The following is a 17,332-nucleotide window of genomic DNA, read 5'->3' on the forward strand; positions in this document are numbered from 1 at the left end:
GCCGTTGGCTGAACACATTCGTTGCCGACGAATTTGTCGCTGCGTCGCCGCCTTCCTGCAACTTGCATTATTTGGGGTATCGTCAGTAATGAAGCGCCAGACCACGCTACCCGCCGGATTCCGCGCGCAACAGGCCAGCGGCAATCGATAAAACGGCGGGCAGACGGCCTGCGTGATAATAGCGCGTTCATTGCATTTTTTCCTTTGAGGCTTGCTTATGAATACGGTATGTTCCGCCTGCCAGACCACCAACCGCCTGCCCGCGCAACGGGCTGACGACCACGCCAAATGCGGGCGCTGCGGCCATCGCCTGTTTAGCGGGGAGGTCATTAACGCCAGCGCGGAGACGCTGGACAAACTGCTGCAGGACGATCTGCCGGTGGTCATCGACTTCTGGGCGCCCTGGTGCTCTCCCTGCGTCAACTTCGCGCCTGTTTTCGCCGCCAGCGCGCAGCAGCGCGGCAGTCAGCTGCGCTTCGTTAAGGTTAATACAGAAGCGGAGCCGGCGCTCAGCGATCGCTTCCGCATTCGCAGCATTCCCTCCATTATGATCTTCAAACAGGGCAAGCTGATCGACATGCTGGGCGGCGCGATGCCGAAAACCGAGTTCGATCAGTGGCTGGATGAAGCGCTGTAGCGTGAAAAAACGGCGGCCGCCGACGGCGACGCTTTGGTCTGCGTCGGCCGTCGGGTAGAATAACGCTTTTTAGCGCGGTCTATCATGCCTGACAATGCCGTCCTTACCCTGCGCCGGCTGCGCCTGACGCAGTCCACCCGGCCTTTCCGCGCCCGCGGCTGCCGGGTCGTCCGCTGTCAGCGCTGTCTGCTGCCGGTCAAAAATTGCCTGTGCCATACTATTCAACCCCGGCCGGCGCGCAGCCGTTTTTGTCTGATCATGTTCGATACCGAACCGCTCAAACCCAGCAATACCGGCCGGCTTATCGCCGATATTCTGCCGGATACCCAGGCCTTTCTCTGGTCGCGCACCGCGCCCGACCCGGCGCTGCTGCAGGCGTTGCGCGACCCGACGCGCCAGCCCTGGCTGGTTTTTCTCGCCGATGAGCAAGAGGCCGCCGTGCGCCCGGTGAGCCACACGCTGCCGGCGACGGAAAAACCGCCGCTGTTCGTGATGCTGGACGGCACCTGGCCGGAAGCGCGCAAGATGTATCGCAAAAGCCCGTATCTGGACGCGCTGCCGCTGCTATCGCTCAACGTCGACGCCTTTTCCCGCTACCAGTTGCGCGAAGCCTCGTCCTGCGGACAGCACTGCACGGCGGAAATCGCCGTCGCTCTGCTGAACCAGGCCGGCGACCAGCTGGCGGCGGCGGCCCTGGCCGCGCATTTCGACCGCTTCCGCGCCCACTACCTGGCCGGCAAATCGCACCATACCCTGCGGGAAAGCCCACCGGCCATCACAGCAAAGTCCGACAAAAGCGGTTAATATCAGAACGATTGTTCATCTGCCCGGAGCCAGCTATGAGTCAGCGCGGACTGGAAGCCTTACTTCGCCCCAAATCCATCGCGGTCGTCGGCGCCTCCGAAAAGGCGGGGCGAGCGGGTTTTTTGATGATGCGCAACCTGCTGGACGGCAATTTTAGCGGCCCGGTCCTGCCGGTGACGCCGGCTTACCCGGCAGTGTGCGGCGTACTGGCCTACCCCGAGGTGGCCGCGCTGCCCATCGTCCCCGATCTGGCCGTCATTTGCACCCACGCCAGCCGCAATCTGGCGCTGCTGGAGCAATTGGGCCGGCGCGGCTGCCGGGCGGCGATTATCCTGTCGGCACCGCCGGCGCAGTTCGCCGAGCTGAAATCCTGCGCCGCCCGTTACGAAATGCGGCTGCTCGGCCCCAATAGTCTGGGGCTGCTGGCGCCGTGGCAGCGGCTTAACGCCAGCTTTTCACCGGTGCCGATCCTGCCGGGCAAACTGGCCTTTATCTCGCAGTCCGCCGCCGTCGCCAATACCATTCTGGACTGGGCGCAGCAGCGAGAAATCGGCTTTTCCTGGTTTATCGCGCTGGGAGACAGCCTGGATATCGACATCGACGATTTGCTGGACTTTCTGGCGCGCGACGGCAAAACCCGCGCCATTCTGCTGCATCTGGAGCACCTCAGCGACGCGCGGCGCTTTCTCTCCGCCGCGCGCAGCGCCGCGCGCAACAGGCCGATTCTGGTGATCAAGAGCGGGCGCAGTCCGCAGGCCCAGCGCCTGCTGAACGGCCATATCCAGGGGCTGGACGCCGCCTACGATGCGGCCATCCGGCGCGCCGGCCTGCTGCGCGTGCAGGATACGCACGAACTGTTTTCCGCGGTCGAAACGCTGAGCCACCTGCGGCCGTTGCGCGGCGAGCGTCTGCTGCTGGTCAGCAACGGCGCTTCACCGGCGGCGCTGGCCGTCGACCAGTTGCTGGCCCGCCAGGGTACGCTGGCCAGCCTGAGCGACCCCGTGCGGCAGGCGCTGCGCGCCGCGCTGCCGGAGATCCACGCGGAAAACCCGCTGGATTTAGGCGACGACGCCACCGGCGAGCGCTATGTGACCGCCCTGTCCATTCTGCTCGACGGTCATGACTTCGACGCGCTGCTGATTATCCATGCCCCCAGCGCGGCCGCGCCGGCGACCGAAAGCGCCGGGCAGTTGATCCGCGTGCTGAAACAGCATGCGCGCGCGCAACACATCACGCTGCTGACCAACTGGAGCGGGGAATATTCGTCGCGCGAAGCGCGGCGTCTGTTCAACGACGCCGGCATTCCGACCTACCGCACGCCGGAGGGCGCGGTCACCGCCTTTATGCATCTGGTGGAGTATCGACGCAACCAGCGGCAGCTCAGAGAAACCCCGGCGCTGCCTCCGGATCTGTCGATCAACGCCGGCCAGGCGCACCATCTGATTCAGCAGGCGCTGGCCGCAGGCGCGAACCAGTTGGATACCCACGAGGTGCAGCCAATACTGCAGGCTTACGGCCTGAACACTCTGCCCACCTGGATCGCCGGCGACAGCGCCGAAGCGGCAGCCATCGCAAAACAGATCGGCTATCCGGTGGCGATAAAACTGCGTTCGCCCGATATTCCGCACAAGTCGGAAGTCCAGGGCGTAATGCTCTATCTGCGTACCGCCCGCGAGGTGCAACAGGCGGCGGACGCCATTCTCGATCGCGTGCGCCGGGCCTGGCCGCAGGCGCGCATTCACGGCCTGCTGGTGCAGAGCATGGCCAACCGCGCCGGCGCCCAGGAACTGAGAGTCGCGGTCGAACAGGACGCGGTGTTCGGGCCGTTGATTATGCTGGGCGACGGCGGCATCGAGTGGCGACAGACCAATCAGGCATCTGTCGCGCTGCCACCGCTCAATATGACGCTGGCGCGCGACCTGGTGCTGCAGGCGGTCAACAGCGGCAAGATCAGCGGCCGCAGCGCCCTGCGTCCGCTGGATATACCCGCGCTGAGCCGGTTGCTGGTGCAGGTGTCCAACCTGGTGCTGGATTGCCCGGAGATCACCCGGCTGGATATCCATCCGCTGCTGGCGTCCGGCAGCGAACTCACCCTGCTGGACGTCACGCTGCACCTCGCGCCCTTCAGCGGCGACGCGCAGTCGCGTCTGGCGATCCGCCCCTATCCGCACGAACTGGAAGAGTGGGTAACGCTGAAAAACGGCGACCGCTGTCTGTTCCGTCCCATCCTGCCGGAGGACGAGCCGCTGCTGAAATCGTTTATCGCGCGAGTGACGAAAGAGGATCTCTATTATCGCTACTTCAGCGAGATCAACGAGTTCTCTCATGAGGATTTAGCCAACATGACCCAGATTGATTACGATCGGGAAATGGCCTTTGTCGCGCTGCGTCAGGCGGAAAATGGCACGGCGGCGATCGCCGGCGTCACGCGCGCCGTTTCCGATCCTGATAATATCGACGCCGAATTTTCCGTACTGGTCCGTTCCGATCTGAAAGGACTGGGACTGGGGCGCCGACTGCTGGAAAAAATGATCGACTATACCCGCGCGCACGGCCTGCTGCGCCTGACCGGCATTACCATGCCCCACAACCGGGGTATGCTGGCGCTGGCCGCAAAGCTGGGGTTCCGACAGGACGTACAGCTGGAGGACGGTATCGTGGCGCTGGAACTGGCGCTCAACGGCCGGCACGAGACGTGATATCGCGCACGCGCCCAGGACAATCCGCCCGAGAAAGGCAAAACATGCTCACAACGTCAGTGAAGTAGTGGTATTATCGCCCGATTCGTCCCTTTATGCCCAACGGATGGCAGGCGGCGGGAAGACGGATCGATCCCCGGCGTCAATGATCAACGCGACGCCGCCGCCGAGGCAGGCCCGCAGAACAAGCCGGACGGTTCGGCGCGGCCAACGCGCCCGCGGCCTGCAGGATGAAGAGTATAAATCATGTCTGACCGTGGCTGCGGCCCTATAACAATGAGAGAAGAAGCGCACTGTGATGTTGTCCAAATTTAAACGCAATAAATATCAACAACACCTTGCACAATTACCGAAAATCCCCCAGACAGCGGAAGATATTCAGACCCTCCATTCACCTGAACTTTTCCGTACGACGCTGGTAAACGCCATTCTTAACGCCAGAAAACGTATCTATCTGGTCGCGCTCTACCTGGAACGGGATGACGGCGGTCAGGGGATCATGTCGGCGCTCTATCAGGCAAAACAGCTGAATCCCGATCTGGATATCTGCGTGCTGGTCGACTGGCACCGCGCGCAGCGCGGACGCATTGGCGCCGCGGCCGAACAGACCAACGCGGACTGGTATTGCGATCTGGCCCGGCGCCACGAAGGCCTCAACCTGCCGGTTTACGGCGTGCCGGTGAATACCCGCGAAGCGCTCGGCGTGCTGCATTTGAAAGGCTTTATCATCGACGATACCGTGCTGTACAGCGGCGCCAGCCTGAACGACGTCTATCTGCATCAGCATGAGAAGTACCGTTACGATCGCTATCAGCTGATCCAGAACGCGATCCTGTCGGACACCATGTGCAGCTATATTCAACGCCTGCTGACCTCGCCCGCGGTGCAGCGTCTCGATCGGGCGGATCGTCCCAAAAGCCTGGAAATAAAAAACGAAACCCGCCAGCTGCGTCAGGCTCTGCGCATCGCCGGCTACCGCACGCCAGCCAGCCCGGATGCGGACATCGACAGCCAGTTGACCGTCACCCCGCTGGTCGGGCTGGGCAAGCAGAGCCCGCTGAATAAAACCATTCACCATTTGATGTACTGTACCGACAGCCAACTGGTGATCTGTACGCCATACTTCAATCTGCCGGCGCTGCTGGTGCGCAATATCATTCGCCTGTTGCGCGAGGGGAAGCGCGTGGAGATTATCGTCGGCGATAAAACGGCCAACGATTTTTATATTCCTGAAGATCAGCCGTTTAAGATTATCGGCGCGCTGCCCTACCTGTATGAAATCAATTTACGCCGTTTCCTCAGCCGCCTGCAGCACTACATTGACGAACAGCGCCTGACCGTACGGCTGTGGAAAGATCGAGACAATAGTTTTCATCTCAAAGGCATGTGGGTCGACGATCGCTGGCAGTTGCTGACCGGCAACAATCTGAATCCGCGCGCCTGGCGCCTGGATCTGGAAAACGCCATTCTGATCCACGATCCGCAGCAGCGCCTGCAGGAACAGCGCCAGCAGGAGCTGGCCTGTATCCGCACGCACACTACGCGGGTGAAAAGCTATATGGAGCTGGAAAGCATCGCTCAGTATCCGGTCAAGGTGCGTAAACTGATTCGTCGCCTGCGCCGCATTCGCATCGACCGGCTGATCAGCCGCATCCTGTAGCCGCCGCGCGGCCCGGCGGCGGCCGGGCCTTAACTCAGCAGCGCGGCGGGATTCCGCCGTTTGACCAGTTGGTACAGCGCCTGCGGGTCTATCGCCCGACATATCCCCTGCGGTTTTTGCATCGGCGCGTCCTCGGCGGCCAGCATCGCGTTAATCACCGCCTCGTGCGTGCTGTCTACCGCCGCCTGATAAATCGTGTCGAACACCTCATCGTTCAGATACTGAAAAGCGCGATGCGTCTGCGCCAGCTGCGGCAGCGCCCCGGCATTGGCGGTGCTGAACGCCAGAAAGATGTCGCCGGAATTATTGCCGCCCGGGCTGCCGGATTTAGCGATCCCCAGACCGGCGCGGCGGGCCAGGCGCTGTAGCTGGTGCGGCATCATCGGGGCATCGGTAGCCAGCACCACGATAATCGAGCCGCGCTCCCGCTCCAGCCCCGCCGGCAGCGGGTCCGTCAGCAGCGCGCCGACCGGCACGCCCAGCAGTTCGAACCACTCGCGCTGACCGTAATTGGCCTGCACCAGCGCGCCCAGGGTATATTGCCGGCCGTCGAGCGTAAAGCAGCGCGACGAGGTGCCGGTTCCCCCTTTGAAGCCATAACAGATCATGCCATTGCCGCCGCCGACATTGCCTTCGGCCAGCGCGCCGTCGCGCGCCGAAGTCAACGCGCTCAACGCATCGTCCTGGGTGACATGCAGGCCGTTGATGTCGTTAATCACCCCGTCATAGGTTTCGGCCACCACCGGCATCGCCCACAGGTGATTAGCCTGCCAGGCGGCCTGATATTGCGACAGCATCCATTTGACCGCCGCCTGATGCACCGTACCGACGGAGTGGGTATTGGTCAGACAAACCGGGCCGACGAAATAGCCGCCATCCTTTATCCAGTGCGCCCCGGTCATCTCGCCGTTGCCGTTAAGCGCGCAGCACCCGGCCCAGACCGGCTGGGGCTCCGTCTGGTAACCGCGCGGCAGCAGCGCCGTCACCCCGGTTTTAATAAGCTTATCGTCATGACTGACGGCATCGATGGTGCGATAGCCGACCAGCACGCCGCTGACGTCGGTAATCGCATTATATTTTCCCGTGACGCCGGGAAATTTTAATCCCAGTTGCCGCGCTCTGAGTTTAGTCATCATGATTTTCCTTTAATTCTTTTCCTGTCGGTTTCTCAGATACAATCCCGCGCCGGCGATTAACAGCGATCCCAGGATTAGCAGGGTGGCGATAACGTTGATTTCCGGCTTAATGCCGCGCCTGATCATGCCGTAAATCTGCACCGGCAGCGTCGTGGCGTCCACGCCGGAAATAAAATAGGTGATGACCAGATCGTCCATGGAAATAATGAACGCCAGCAGCGCGCCGCCGAGGATACCGGGGGACAATATCGGCAACGTGATGCGCCGGAAAGTGACCCAACGGCCGGCGCCGAGATCGGCGGAGGCCTCCTCCAGCCGCGTGTCCATGCCGGCCAGCCGGGCGCTGACGATGAGAAAAACATAGCTGCACAGAAACGTGCAGTGGCCGAGAATGATCGACACCCGGCCGAGCGGAATCCCCACGTTGACGAAAAAGATCAGCAACGCGATCCCCAGAACGATGTCCGGCATCATCATCGGCATATACATCAGGAAACGGTAAAAACCGCGCAAACGAAAACGATAGCGCATGAGCGCCAGCGCGGTCGCGGTGCCGACCACGGTCGAAATCGCGGTGGTGATCAGCGCGATGATCAGGCTGTTTTTCAACGCATGCAGCACCTGGTCGGTCGAATCGATATATAGCGCGCTGTCGGAAAGATTATTGCTCATGCCGAATACCGACAAATACCAGTCGATGCTGAAGCCCTGCCATATCATCATGTTGACCGGATTAGCGTTAAACGAATAAAGCGCGATCAGGAATATCGGCAGATAGAGAAAAATAAAAAACAGCGCGCCGTAACCGTTGAATAGCCAGCCGGCCAGCCGCAACAACATATTATTCTTCATGCTTCCTCCTGTCCGACGCTTCGCCGGCGTGAGCGCGGGAATAGCGGCTGTTCAGATACAGATAGAGCAACAGCGCCAGCAGCACCATCGACATTAACAACATGGCCAGCGCCGCGCCGAACGGCCAGTTTCGCGCCGCCAGGAACTGCTGTTCGATAAGGCTGCCGATCATCACCACCCGGGCGCCGCCCAGCAGCGAAGGCACGATAAAATTCCCCAGGCTGGGAATAAACACCATGATGGCGCCGGACACCACGCCGGGCAGCGTGAGCGGAAACACCACCCGCCAGAAGGTTTTAAACCGGTTGGCGCCCAGATCGTATGACGCCTCGATAAGGCGCGGGTCGAGCCGCTCTACGCTGGCGTACACCGGTAAAAACATAAAGGGAATATAGATATAGGCCATGCCGATCAGCACCGCCTGCTCGGTATAGATCAGATCCAGCGGCTGCTGGATCAGCCCCATCGCCTGCAGGATGCTATTGGCGAAACCGGTGGGGCGCAAAATCAGCACCCAGGCGTACAGCCGCACGATCAGGCTGGCGAAAAACGGCAGCGTGATCAGAAACAGCAGGAAGTTACGCACCGCCGGCGACTGTTTTCTGACCCAGAAGGCGATCGGATAACAGATGATAAAGGAGACCAGCACGCTCATTAACGCCACGCGAAACGAAGTGGCGATAATGTGCAGGTAGAGAATATCGAAGTCTTCCCGCGTGCCGTCCGCCCAGCCGAGAATACGGCCATAATTATCCGGGTAGAAGCTCCACTCCACGCCGCCGTAGGTGCCTGGCGTCAGGATGCTGAACACCACCATGATGGCCAACGGCACAAACAAACAGACCGCCAGCAGCAGCGTTACCGGCGACAACAGCCCGACAAGGGGGAGCGATTTTTTCCATGCAGACATAGCGCTTCCTTACCGCGGCAGCAGATGACAGGCGCTGGCGGCGTACCACAGGCTAATCGCCTGGCCCGCCGCCAGTTGCCCGGGACCCTCGCCGGAGGACAGGCGAATTAAGGCTTTAAGCCTCTCGCCCCCGGCGGAGCGCACGCAGACTTCAGTATCCGTCCCCATAAAGATCAGCTGTTCGATCGTGCCGTCGATACGGGCATAGCGCATCCGCTCATCCGCCGGTTCGCTCAGATGAAAATATTGCGGACGCAGCAGCAGCCAGAGGCGTTGCCCGACCGGGCGCGCCCGATCCGCGGCGGCCCGCCAGCGCTCGCCGGCCTCGCTCAGCAGAGACAGCGCGCCATCCTCCTGTTGCCCGACTTCGACCGGGATCAGGTTGCCCTCGCCAATAAAACCGGCGACGAAATGGTTGACCGGCGTATGGTAGATCGCCGCCGGCGGATCGTTCTGCTGGACCTTGCCGCCGTTCAGCACAATGATCCGATCGGACATGGTCAACGCCTCTTCCTGATCGTGAGTGACGAAAATAAACGAGATGCCGAGCTCCGCCTGCAGACGTTTCAGCTCGAGCTGCATGCTCTTGCGCAACCCGCGATCCAGCGCCGACAGCGGTTCATCCAGCAGCAGCAGCGACGGACGGTTAATAATCGCCCGCGCCAGCGCCACGCGCTGCTGCTGACCGCCGGACAGCTGCGACGGACGGCGTTTTTCCATATTGCGCATCCCCACCAGTTCCAGCGTTTCGGCTACGCGCTGGTTGCGTTCCGCGCGCAGCACGCCGCGGATATCCAGCCCATAGCCGACATTGTCGGCCACGCTCATATGCGGAAATAAGGCGTAGCTCTGAAACACCGTATTAACCGGTCGCAAATGCGGCGCGATATGATTCATTTTTTTACCGCCGATAAGCAGTTCGCCGCTGTCCAGCTGTTCAAAGCCGCTGATAATTCTGAGCAACGACGTTTTGCCGCAGCCGGACGGCCCCAGTAAGGTCACAAATTCATTGTCCCGCACCGAAAAACTGATGTCGTCCAGCGCCTTAACGCTATTGCCCTCGGGCGTCTGATAATATTTGACGGCGCCGTTGAGCGATACGACGGTGCGGAAATGCTGATCCTGACTCATTGTTTACTCCACGTCCTGAGTCCCGAAATTAACGCTGAGGCGGCGTCGGACTGACCGCAGCCTCTGGCGATGAACTGACCGCCAGCCGGCGGGAGCCGCGGTCAGCGAGGCGCGGCGCGGACTAATTAGCGCTGCGAAAACGGGTCCACACCCGGTCATACAGGCGCAAGCCTTTGCCCAGATCGTCGAAAATCTGCAGTTTCGCCTTTACGTCGGCGGGCGGATTCGCCGCCGGATTATTTTTCAGCAGGTCGGGCAGCAGCGCCACCGCATCGCGATTCGGCGTGCCGTTCATCTGCTGGGCGGTGTTCATGGCGGCGATTTCAGGCTGCAAAAAGAACGCCATAAACTTTTTGGCGTTGTCTTTATTCGGCGCGTTCGCCAGCACGCACATATTCTCCTGGTACAGGGTGGCCCCTTCATCGGGGATCACATAGGCCAGATTTTCCGGATCCTGGGATACATACATCAGGGCGCCGACAAAATAGTGCGCCGCCACCACATCGCCCGACTGCACCAGCGGAATGCTCTCGTAGGTCAGCGCGGAGATTAACGGCTTACGCGCGGTCAGCCAGTCGGCGGCCACCTTCAGATCTGCCGGGTTGGTGGTATTGACCGATTTATGGTTAACGATCAGCCCGACGCCGAGCGTTTCACGCATGTCGTCCAGCATGATGACCTTCTTGCCTTTTTCCGCTTCGGCGAAAAAATCCGCCCAGGAGGTGATCGGTTTATCCACCTTTTTCTTGTTGTAAAAAATACCGACCGTGCCCCAGGCGTAGGGCAGGCAATATTCCCCCTGCGGATCCGTTTTCGCGCGCAAGAACTGCGGATCGATGTGGCTGAAGCCCGGCTCGCGGTTAATGTCGGTACGCGCCAGCAGCTTCAGCGAAGCCATGGCGTCCTGCATATGCACCGAGGGAAAGACGATGTCATAGCCGCTGGCGCCGGCCTGGATTTTGGCCAGCATCTCTTCATTGCTGGCATAGGTGTCAAGCTTCACATTGATGCCGGTCTCCTGGGTAAAACGACTCAGCACTTGCGGATTAATGTAGTCTCCCCAGTTGTACAGCCGTAGCTCCCCTGCCGCCTGCGCGGATAAACCGACGAACCCGCAAGAAAGCGCTAAACCCAACGCGATACCCTTCACCCGGTGTAGTCTGTTGCTGGTATACATTTTATTATCTCCTGTGGCCTTGATATACAGACGCAGGGGCCTTGTCTGACCCGGACTTTGACATAATTATGTCTTTTAAACTAAAATTGCAATTATTATGCCATACCGGGCAAATATCGGCGTTCTTACTGACATTTAAATACCATAAAATAATATAGTGGTATTTTTATGCCTTTATAATCAATGGGGTGACCTTATGCTTGAAGCAAGGCTGGAACAGCTCGACGGTAAACTGACGCCGATGGAGCGCACGCTGTGGGCCTATATTCAGGCCAATCTGGACACTATCGCGTTCGAGAATGGTGCAACCCTTGCTCAAAAAAGTGGCGTCAGCCCTAATACCGTCAGTCGTTTTCTGCGCCGTCTGGGCTACAAAGGACTTAAAGGGCTCAAAGAAGATCTGCGTGATGAGGTCAGGGTTCAGTCGTTGCTCAATACGACCCTGCTGGACCGCGTTGAACAGCAAACGGACGATTTAACGGTGCACCTCAATAAAGAGATTGAGGCGCTGGTTAAATTCTGGGAGCAAATCGGCAGTCAGCACTGGCAGGATATCGTCCAGTGCGTCAGCCAGGCCGAGCACGTGTTTGTCTGCGGCTTCCAGACCATCCGCGGCCTGACGGAAGACTTCGCCAACCGGCTGTCGCTGGTGCGCTCCAGGGTGGAGTTTCTCGATCTGTATGGCGGCGTGCTCGGCGGCTGGATAGACAGTCACGACAAGCAGTGCTGCGTGGTATTGATCGATATCGCTCCTTACGCCGAGGCCGGCATCGCCTTCGCCAATGAATGTATGCGGGAAAACACCCGCTTAGTGGTGTTCACCGATGAATACGGCATCGCCAGATACATGAATACCCCGCATATTGTGACCATCGCCACCAAAACCGGGCTGATTCTGGAGTCCACCGCCGGGCTGGCCAATGCTCTGAACGTGCTGCTGCACTGCGTGGCGGCCAAAAACCGCGACAAACTGAAGCAGCGGCTGGAACTGTATGAAAATCGGGTTAAGCGTCTCAACCTTTACCGTATCTGATGCGGCGCGAGGAAAACAGACAATCAGAAGAGGAAGTCGCGCGCTGGCGGCGAAAAAAAAACCGCATACGGGGTATGAGGCCAGGGCCTGCTGATGAGGTCGGCGGCGGCGAAGTCCGGTGTGGCCGGGCCCGCCGAAGCAAGAACCGCTGCGCGCGTTGATAACCAACGGCGCCAATAATTAGGGCCTCATACAAAGTATGAGGCCCTAATCACAGACTAACTTTACTGAGAGCCAGCCGCCGCATCGCGCCGGCCGCCCCTCAGGGCAAGGCGATTAACTTACGCCTGACCTTTTACTTCTTTCAGACCGTTGAACGGCGCACGGTTGCCCAGCGCTTCTTCGATACGGATCAGCTGGTTGTACTTAGCAACACGGTCAGAACGGCTCATGGAACCAGTTTTGATCTGGCCAGCAGCAGTACCTACCGCCAGGTCGGCGATAGTGGCGTCTTCGGTTTCGCCAGAACGGTGAGAGATAACGGCAGTGTAGCCGGCATCTTTCGCCATTTTGATCGCAGCCAGAGTTTCGGTCAGAGAACCGATCTGGTTGAATTTGATCAGAATGGAGTTAGCGACGCCTTTTTCGATACCTTCTTTCAGGATCTTGGTGTTGGTTACGAACAGGTCGTCACCAACCAGCTGGATTTTGTCGCCCAGAACTTTCGTCTGGTAAGCAAAACCGTCCCAGTCAGATTCGTTCAGGCCATCTTCGATGGACACGATCGGATACTGTTTGGTCAGTTCTTCCAGGTAGTGAGTGAATTCCTGAGAGGTAAAGGTTTTGCCTTCGCCTTTCAGTTCATAGTTACCGGTTTCTTTGTTGTAGAACTCGGAAGCGGCGCAGTCCATAGCCAGCGTTACGTCTTTACCCAGCACGTAACCGGCTTTTTCTACGGCTTCTTTGATAGCGGCCAGCGCAGCGGCGTTGGATTCCAGGTTCGGCGCGTAGCCGCCTTCGTCACCAACAGCGGTAGCCATACCTTTGGCTTTCAGTACTTTAGCCAGGGTGTGGAAAACTTCAGAACCGATACGAATCGCTTCTTTAACGGTTTTCGCGCCAACCGGCTGAATCATGAATTCCTGGATATCAACGTTGTTATCGGCATGTTCGCCGCCGTTGATGATGTTCATCATCGGCAGAGGCATAGAGTATTTGCCCGGGGTGCCGTTCAGTTCAGCGATATGTTCGTACAGCGGAATGCCTTTAGACGCGGCAGCAGCTTTGGCGCTGGCCAGAGAAACAGCCAGAATCGCGTTGGCGCCGAATTTGGATTTGTTTTCGGTTCCGTCCAGATCGATCATGATCTTGTCGATGTTAGCCTGATCTTTAGCGTCTTTACCCAGTACAGCCTGAGCGATCGGACCGTTAACAGCGGCAACCGCTTTGGTCACGCCTTTGCCCAGGAAACGGGATTTATCGCCGTCACGCAGTTCCAGCGCTTCGCGGGAACCAGTGGAAGCCCCTGACGGCGCAGCAGCCAGACCAACGAAACCACCTTCCAGATGCACTTCAGCTTCTACGGTAGGATTCCCGCGGGAGTCGATGATTTCACGGCCAATGACTTTAACAATTTTGGACATTAGATTTTCCTCAGTACAGTTAAACTAAAACCTCAGACGAGCAGCGCGCGCGATTCACACAACGCGCAGTGCTGAAAAAACGCTTACTTCTCCTGGCGCTTCTGGTACGCGCCGGCGGCTTTCACAAAGCCGGCAAACAGGGGATGTCCATCACGCGGCGTCGACGTAAACTCCGGGTGGAACTGACAGGCCACAAACCACGGATGATCCGGGATTTCAATGATTTCCACCAGTCGGCGATCGGCCGACAGGCCGGCAACCCGCAGCCCCGCCGCCTCGATCTGTTTGAGCAACATATTGTTGACTTCATAACGGTGGCGGTGACGTTCGATAATGGTCGACTCGCCGTACAGCTGACGCACCAGGCTACCCTCTTCCAGATGGCACGGCTGTCCCCCGACGCGCATGGTACCACCCAGATCGCTGTCTTCGCTACGAACTTCGATATTCCCTTCTTCATCGCGCCATTCGGTAATCAACGCCACGACAGGGTACTTGCATTCCGGCACAAACTCGGTCGAGTTCGCGCCTTCCATACCCGCCACGTTGCGGGCGAACTCCATCAGCGCCACCTGCATGCCCAGGCAAATACCCAGGTAAGGGATCTGGTTTTCGCGCGCATAACCCGCCGCCATCACCTTGCCTTCCACGCCGCGGTAACCAAACCCGCCCGGGATTAAGATGGCGTCCAGACCTTTCAGGATCTCCACGCCGCGCGTTTCCACGTCCTGCGAGTCGATCAGCTTAATATTGACCGTCAGGCGATTTTTCAGCCCGCCGTGCTTCAGCGCTTCGATCACGGATTTATAGGCGTCCGGCAATTCAATATACTTGCCGATCATGCCGATCGTCACTTCGCCGCCCGGGTTGGCTTCCTGGTAGACCACCTGTTCCCATTCTGACAGGTCTGCTTCCGGACAGTTCAGGCTGAATCGTTTACAAATATAATCGTCCAGGCCCTGTGATTTCAAGAGTCCCGGAATTTTATAAATGGAATCAATATCCTTAAGGGATATTACTGCTTTTTCCGGCACATTGCAGAATAAAGCAATTTTCGCGCGCTCATTGGCCGGCACCGCGCGATCGGAACGGCAAATCAGAATATCGGGCTGAATACCGATAGACAGCAGCTCTTTTACCGAATGCTGAGTGGGTTTGGTTTTCACCTCGCCGGCCGCCGCCAGGTAAGGCACCAGCGTCAGGTGCATATACAGCGTATGCTCACGCCCCACTTCAACCGCCATCTGACGGATAGCTTCCAGGAACGGCAACGACTCGATATCGCCCACCGTGCCGCCGATTTCCACCAGCACCACGTCGTGGCCTTCGCCGCCTTCAATGATGCGCTCTTTAATGGCGTTGGTGATGTGCGGGATAACCTGAATGGTCGCGCCCAGATAGTCGCCGCGGCGCTCTTTACGCAGAACTTCGGAATAGATGCGGCCAGTGGTGAAGTTGTTGCGGCGCGTCATCCGGGTACGGATGAAACGCTCATAGTGACCCAAATCCAGATCGGTTTCCGCCCCGTCCTCGGTGACGAAAACTTCCCCGTGCTGAGTCGGGCTCATCGTACCCGGATCCACGTTGATGTACGGGTCCAGTTTCATGATGGTAACGTTGAGGCCACGGGCTTCGAGAATAGCCGCCAAAGAGGCTGCGGCAATGCCTTTACCCAGAGAGGAGACGACCCCACCGGTCACAAAAATATAATTAGTTGTCATGCTGAACCTGAGCGTTTAGGTTTAAAGACGATGGAAGAACCAGGACGGGAAAGTAGTATACCCGAACCCGATGAGCGCCACAAATGTTCGTTTTGCCCGGCGCGCCGGGCCAGACCGGAGGTGTAAACGGGAATGATGCCGGCAGGCGGGCGACGAAGGCGATCGCCGCCCGTTTCTCAGCCGCGCCGCGCCTTTTGCAGATCGCGCTGACGCTGTTTTTCCGCCTGGGCCATAAAGCGCCAGGCGATGAAGCCAATCACGCCGACGACCAGCAGAATCAGCGATGCCAGAGCGTTGATCTGCGGATTCACCCCCATGCGCACGCTCGAAAATACCAGCATCGGCAATGTCGTCGCTCCCGGCCCGGAGACGAAACTGGCGATCACCAAATCGTCCAGCGACAGGGTAAAGGCCAGCAGCCAGCCGGAAATCAGCGCCGGCGCGATCATCGGCGCCGTGATGACGAAGAACACCTTCAGCGGGGTGGCGCCGAGATCCATCGCGGCTTCTTCGATGGAGCGATCCAGCTCGCGCAGGCGGGCGCTGATCACCACCGATACATAAGCGGTACAGAACGTCACGTGCGCCAGCCAGATGGTCAGCGAGCCCCGCTCCAGCGGCCAGCCTATCGCGTGGCCCAACGCGACAAACAGCAGCAGCAGAGACAGGCCGGTGATCACATCCGGCATGACCAGCGGCGCCGTCAGCATGAAAGCGAAACCGTTGGAACCGCGAAAGCTGCCGAAGCGAACCATCACCACCGCCGCCAGCGTGCCCAAAATCACCGCCATCGTGGCGGACGCCGCCGCGATGCTCAGGCTCAGGCCCACCGCGCTGATCATCGCCGAGTTATGAAACAGTTCGCCGTACCACTGCGTCGACCAGCCCGCCCACACGGTCACCAGCCTGGAGCTATTGAACGAATACACCACCAGCATCAACATCGGCGCATACAGGAAGGCAAAGCACAGCACCAAAATGAAAATGCGCCAGGGAGAACGCACAACGGGTAGATTGTTCATGCCTGTTCCCCCGCGGCCTTGTTCTGATGACGGTGAAACCAGATGATCGGCACAATCAGCAGCAACAACATGATGATGGCCACCGCCGACGCCACCGGCCAGTCGCGGTTATTGAAAAATTCCTGCCACAGGATACGGCCGATCATGATACTGTCCGGCCCGCCCAATAGCTCGGGAATGACGAACTCCCCCACCGCCGGAATAAACACCAGCATAGAGCCGGCGATAATTCCCCCTTTCGTTAGCGGAATCAGCACCCTGACGAAGGTTTTCATCGGTCGGGCGCCCAGATCCTGCGCCGCCTCCACCAGCGAATAGTCGATACGGGTCAGCGCGGTATAGATCGGCAGCACCATAAATGGCAGATAGGCGTAAACGATACCGATATAGACCGCCAGATTAGTGTGCAGGATCGCCAGCGGCTGATCGATCACCCCAAGCCACAGCAGGAAATTGTTCAGCACGCCGTTGTTTTTCAGAATGCCGATCCAGGCATAGACGCGGATTAGAAACGATGTCCAGGAGGGCAGGATCACCAGCAGCAGCAGGATGTTGCGCGTCGCGGGACGGCTGTGCGCCACCGCCCACGCCAGCGGATACCCCACCAGCAGACAGCACAGCGTCGAGACCGCCGCCACCCGCAGCGACTGCAGATAGGCCTCGATATAGAGCGGATCGTCCAGCAATTGCAGATAGTTGGCCAGATTAAGCGCGATGTCCAGTCGACCGTCCGCCCAGGAAACCAGATCGGTGTAGGGCGGCACGGCGCGGGCCATCTCCGCCAGACTGAGTTTGAACACGATCAGAAACGGCAGCAGGAACAGCAGCAGCAGCCACAGGTACGGCAGGGCGATCACCAGTTTGCGGCCGTGCTGCTGGCGACAGCGAGTCAGCAGCCAAACCAGGCCGCTCTTGCGCGGCGTTTCGACCGCGTGATGTGCGGAAAATAATGTCATCATCCATTCCT

Annotated in this window: 14 protein-coding genes; 5 read left to right on the top strand and 9 right to left on the bottom strand. The window is 59.1% G+C overall.

The features are described from left to right. The first annotated feature begins 217 nt into the window (after positions 1-217). The 4 genes from trxC to pssA all read left to right on the top strand — a co-directional run bounded on the left by trxC (position 218) and on the right by pssA (position 5,800). Positions 218-637, top strand: coding sequence for a thioredoxin TrxC (gene trxC, locus FJU30_RS00280; protein WP_150433453.1), 420 nt, complete (start codon positions 218-220; stop codon positions 635-637). An 84-nt stretch (positions 638-721) separates the two neighbouring features. Next, positions 722-1,441: a tRNA-uridine aminocarboxypropyltransferase gene (locus FJU30_RS00285; protein ID WP_150433454.1), complete on the top strand. Its 720-nt coding sequence runs from the start codon at positions 722-724 to the stop codon at positions 1,439-1,441. Between the two features lie 35 nt (positions 1,442-1,476). Beyond that, a complete protein-coding gene (locus FJU30_RS00290) occupies positions 1,477-4,140 on the top strand; it encodes a bifunctional acetate--CoA ligase family protein/GNAT family N-acetyltransferase (protein WP_150433455.1) in 2,664 nt (887 codons plus the stop codon). A 298-nt stretch (positions 4,141-4,438) separates the two neighbouring features. Beyond that, positions 4,439-5,800 carry a CDP-diacylglycerol--serine O-phosphatidyltransferase gene (gene pssA / locus FJU30_RS00295; protein ID WP_150433828.1) on the top strand — a complete coding sequence of 454 codons (1,362 nt, stop codon included), beginning with the start codon at positions 4,439-4,441 and terminating at the stop codon, positions 5,798-5,800. A gap of 29 nt (positions 5,801-5,829) precedes the next feature. On the opposite strand, the gene FJU30_RS00300 is transcribed toward pssA, so the two are convergent. The 5 genes from FJU30_RS00300 to FJU30_RS00320 form a co-directional block, all read right to left on the bottom strand. Further along, complete coding sequence (locus tag FJU30_RS00300) at positions 5,830-6,936, bottom strand: DmpA family aminopeptidase (protein ID WP_223881482.1); 1,107 nt, start codon at positions 6,934-6,936, stop codon at positions 5,830-5,832. A 9-nt stretch (positions 6,937-6,945) separates the two neighbouring features. Next, complete coding sequence (locus FJU30_RS00305) at positions 6,946-7,788, bottom strand: ABC transporter permease (protein WP_150433456.1); 843 nt, start codon at positions 7,786-7,788, stop codon at positions 6,946-6,948. After that, positions 7,778-8,698, bottom strand: coding sequence for an ABC transporter permease (locus tag FJU30_RS00310; RefSeq protein ID WP_150433457.1), 921 nt, complete (start codon positions 8,696-8,698; stop codon positions 7,778-7,780). Before FJU30_RS00310 ends, FJU30_RS00305 begins: the two co-directional genes overlap by 11 nt. Before the next feature lie 9 nt (positions 8,699-8,707). Further along, positions 8,708-9,829: an ABC transporter ATP-binding protein gene (locus tag FJU30_RS00315; protein WP_150433458.1), complete on the bottom strand. Its 1,122-nt coding sequence runs from the start codon at positions 9,827-9,829 to the stop codon at positions 8,708-8,710. A 121-nt stretch (positions 9,830-9,950) separates the two neighbouring features. Continuing rightward, entirely contained in the window at positions 9,951-11,006 is a 1,056-nt protein-coding gene (locus FJU30_RS00320) for a polyamine ABC transporter substrate-binding protein (RefSeq protein WP_150433459.1), read from the bottom strand. Between the two features lie 196 nt (positions 11,007-11,202). On the opposite strand from FJU30_RS00320, the gene FJU30_RS00325 reads away from it, so the two are divergent. Continuing rightward, the gene (locus FJU30_RS00325) at positions 11,203-12,039 is read left to right on the top strand and encodes a MurR/RpiR family transcriptional regulator (RefSeq protein ID WP_150433460.1); all 837 of its coding nucleotides are present in this window, start codon (positions 11,203-11,205) and stop codon (positions 12,037-12,039) included. 281 nt (positions 12,040-12,320) lie between these two features. On the opposite strand, the gene eno is transcribed toward FJU30_RS00325, so the two are convergent. The 4 genes from eno to potH form a co-directional block, all read right to left on the bottom strand. Continuing rightward, entirely contained in the window at positions 12,321-13,622 is a 1,302-nt protein-coding gene (gene eno, locus FJU30_RS00330; RefSeq protein ID WP_150433461.1) for a phosphopyruvate hydratase, read from the bottom strand. Positions 13,623-13,705: 83 nt separating this feature from the next. Next, the gene (pyrG, locus tag FJU30_RS00335) at positions 13,706-15,343 is read right to left on the bottom strand and encodes a glutamine hydrolyzing CTP synthase (protein WP_150433462.1); all 1,638 of its coding nucleotides are present in this window, start codon (positions 15,341-15,343) and stop codon (positions 13,706-13,708) included. 176 nt (positions 15,344-15,519) lie between these two features. Further along, the gene (potI, locus tag FJU30_RS00340) at positions 15,520-16,365 is read right to left on the bottom strand and encodes a putrescine ABC transporter permease PotI (RefSeq protein ID WP_150433463.1); all 846 of its coding nucleotides are present in this window, start codon (positions 16,363-16,365) and stop codon (positions 15,520-15,522) included. After that, a complete protein-coding gene (gene potH, locus FJU30_RS00345; RefSeq protein ID WP_150433830.1) occupies positions 16,362-17,321 on the bottom strand; it encodes a putrescine ABC transporter permease PotH in 960 nt (319 codons plus the stop codon). Before potH ends, potI begins: the two co-directional genes overlap by 4 nt. Positions 17,322-17,332: the final 11 nt, after the last annotated feature.

Source organism: Affinibrenneria salicis, assembly GCF_008710095.1.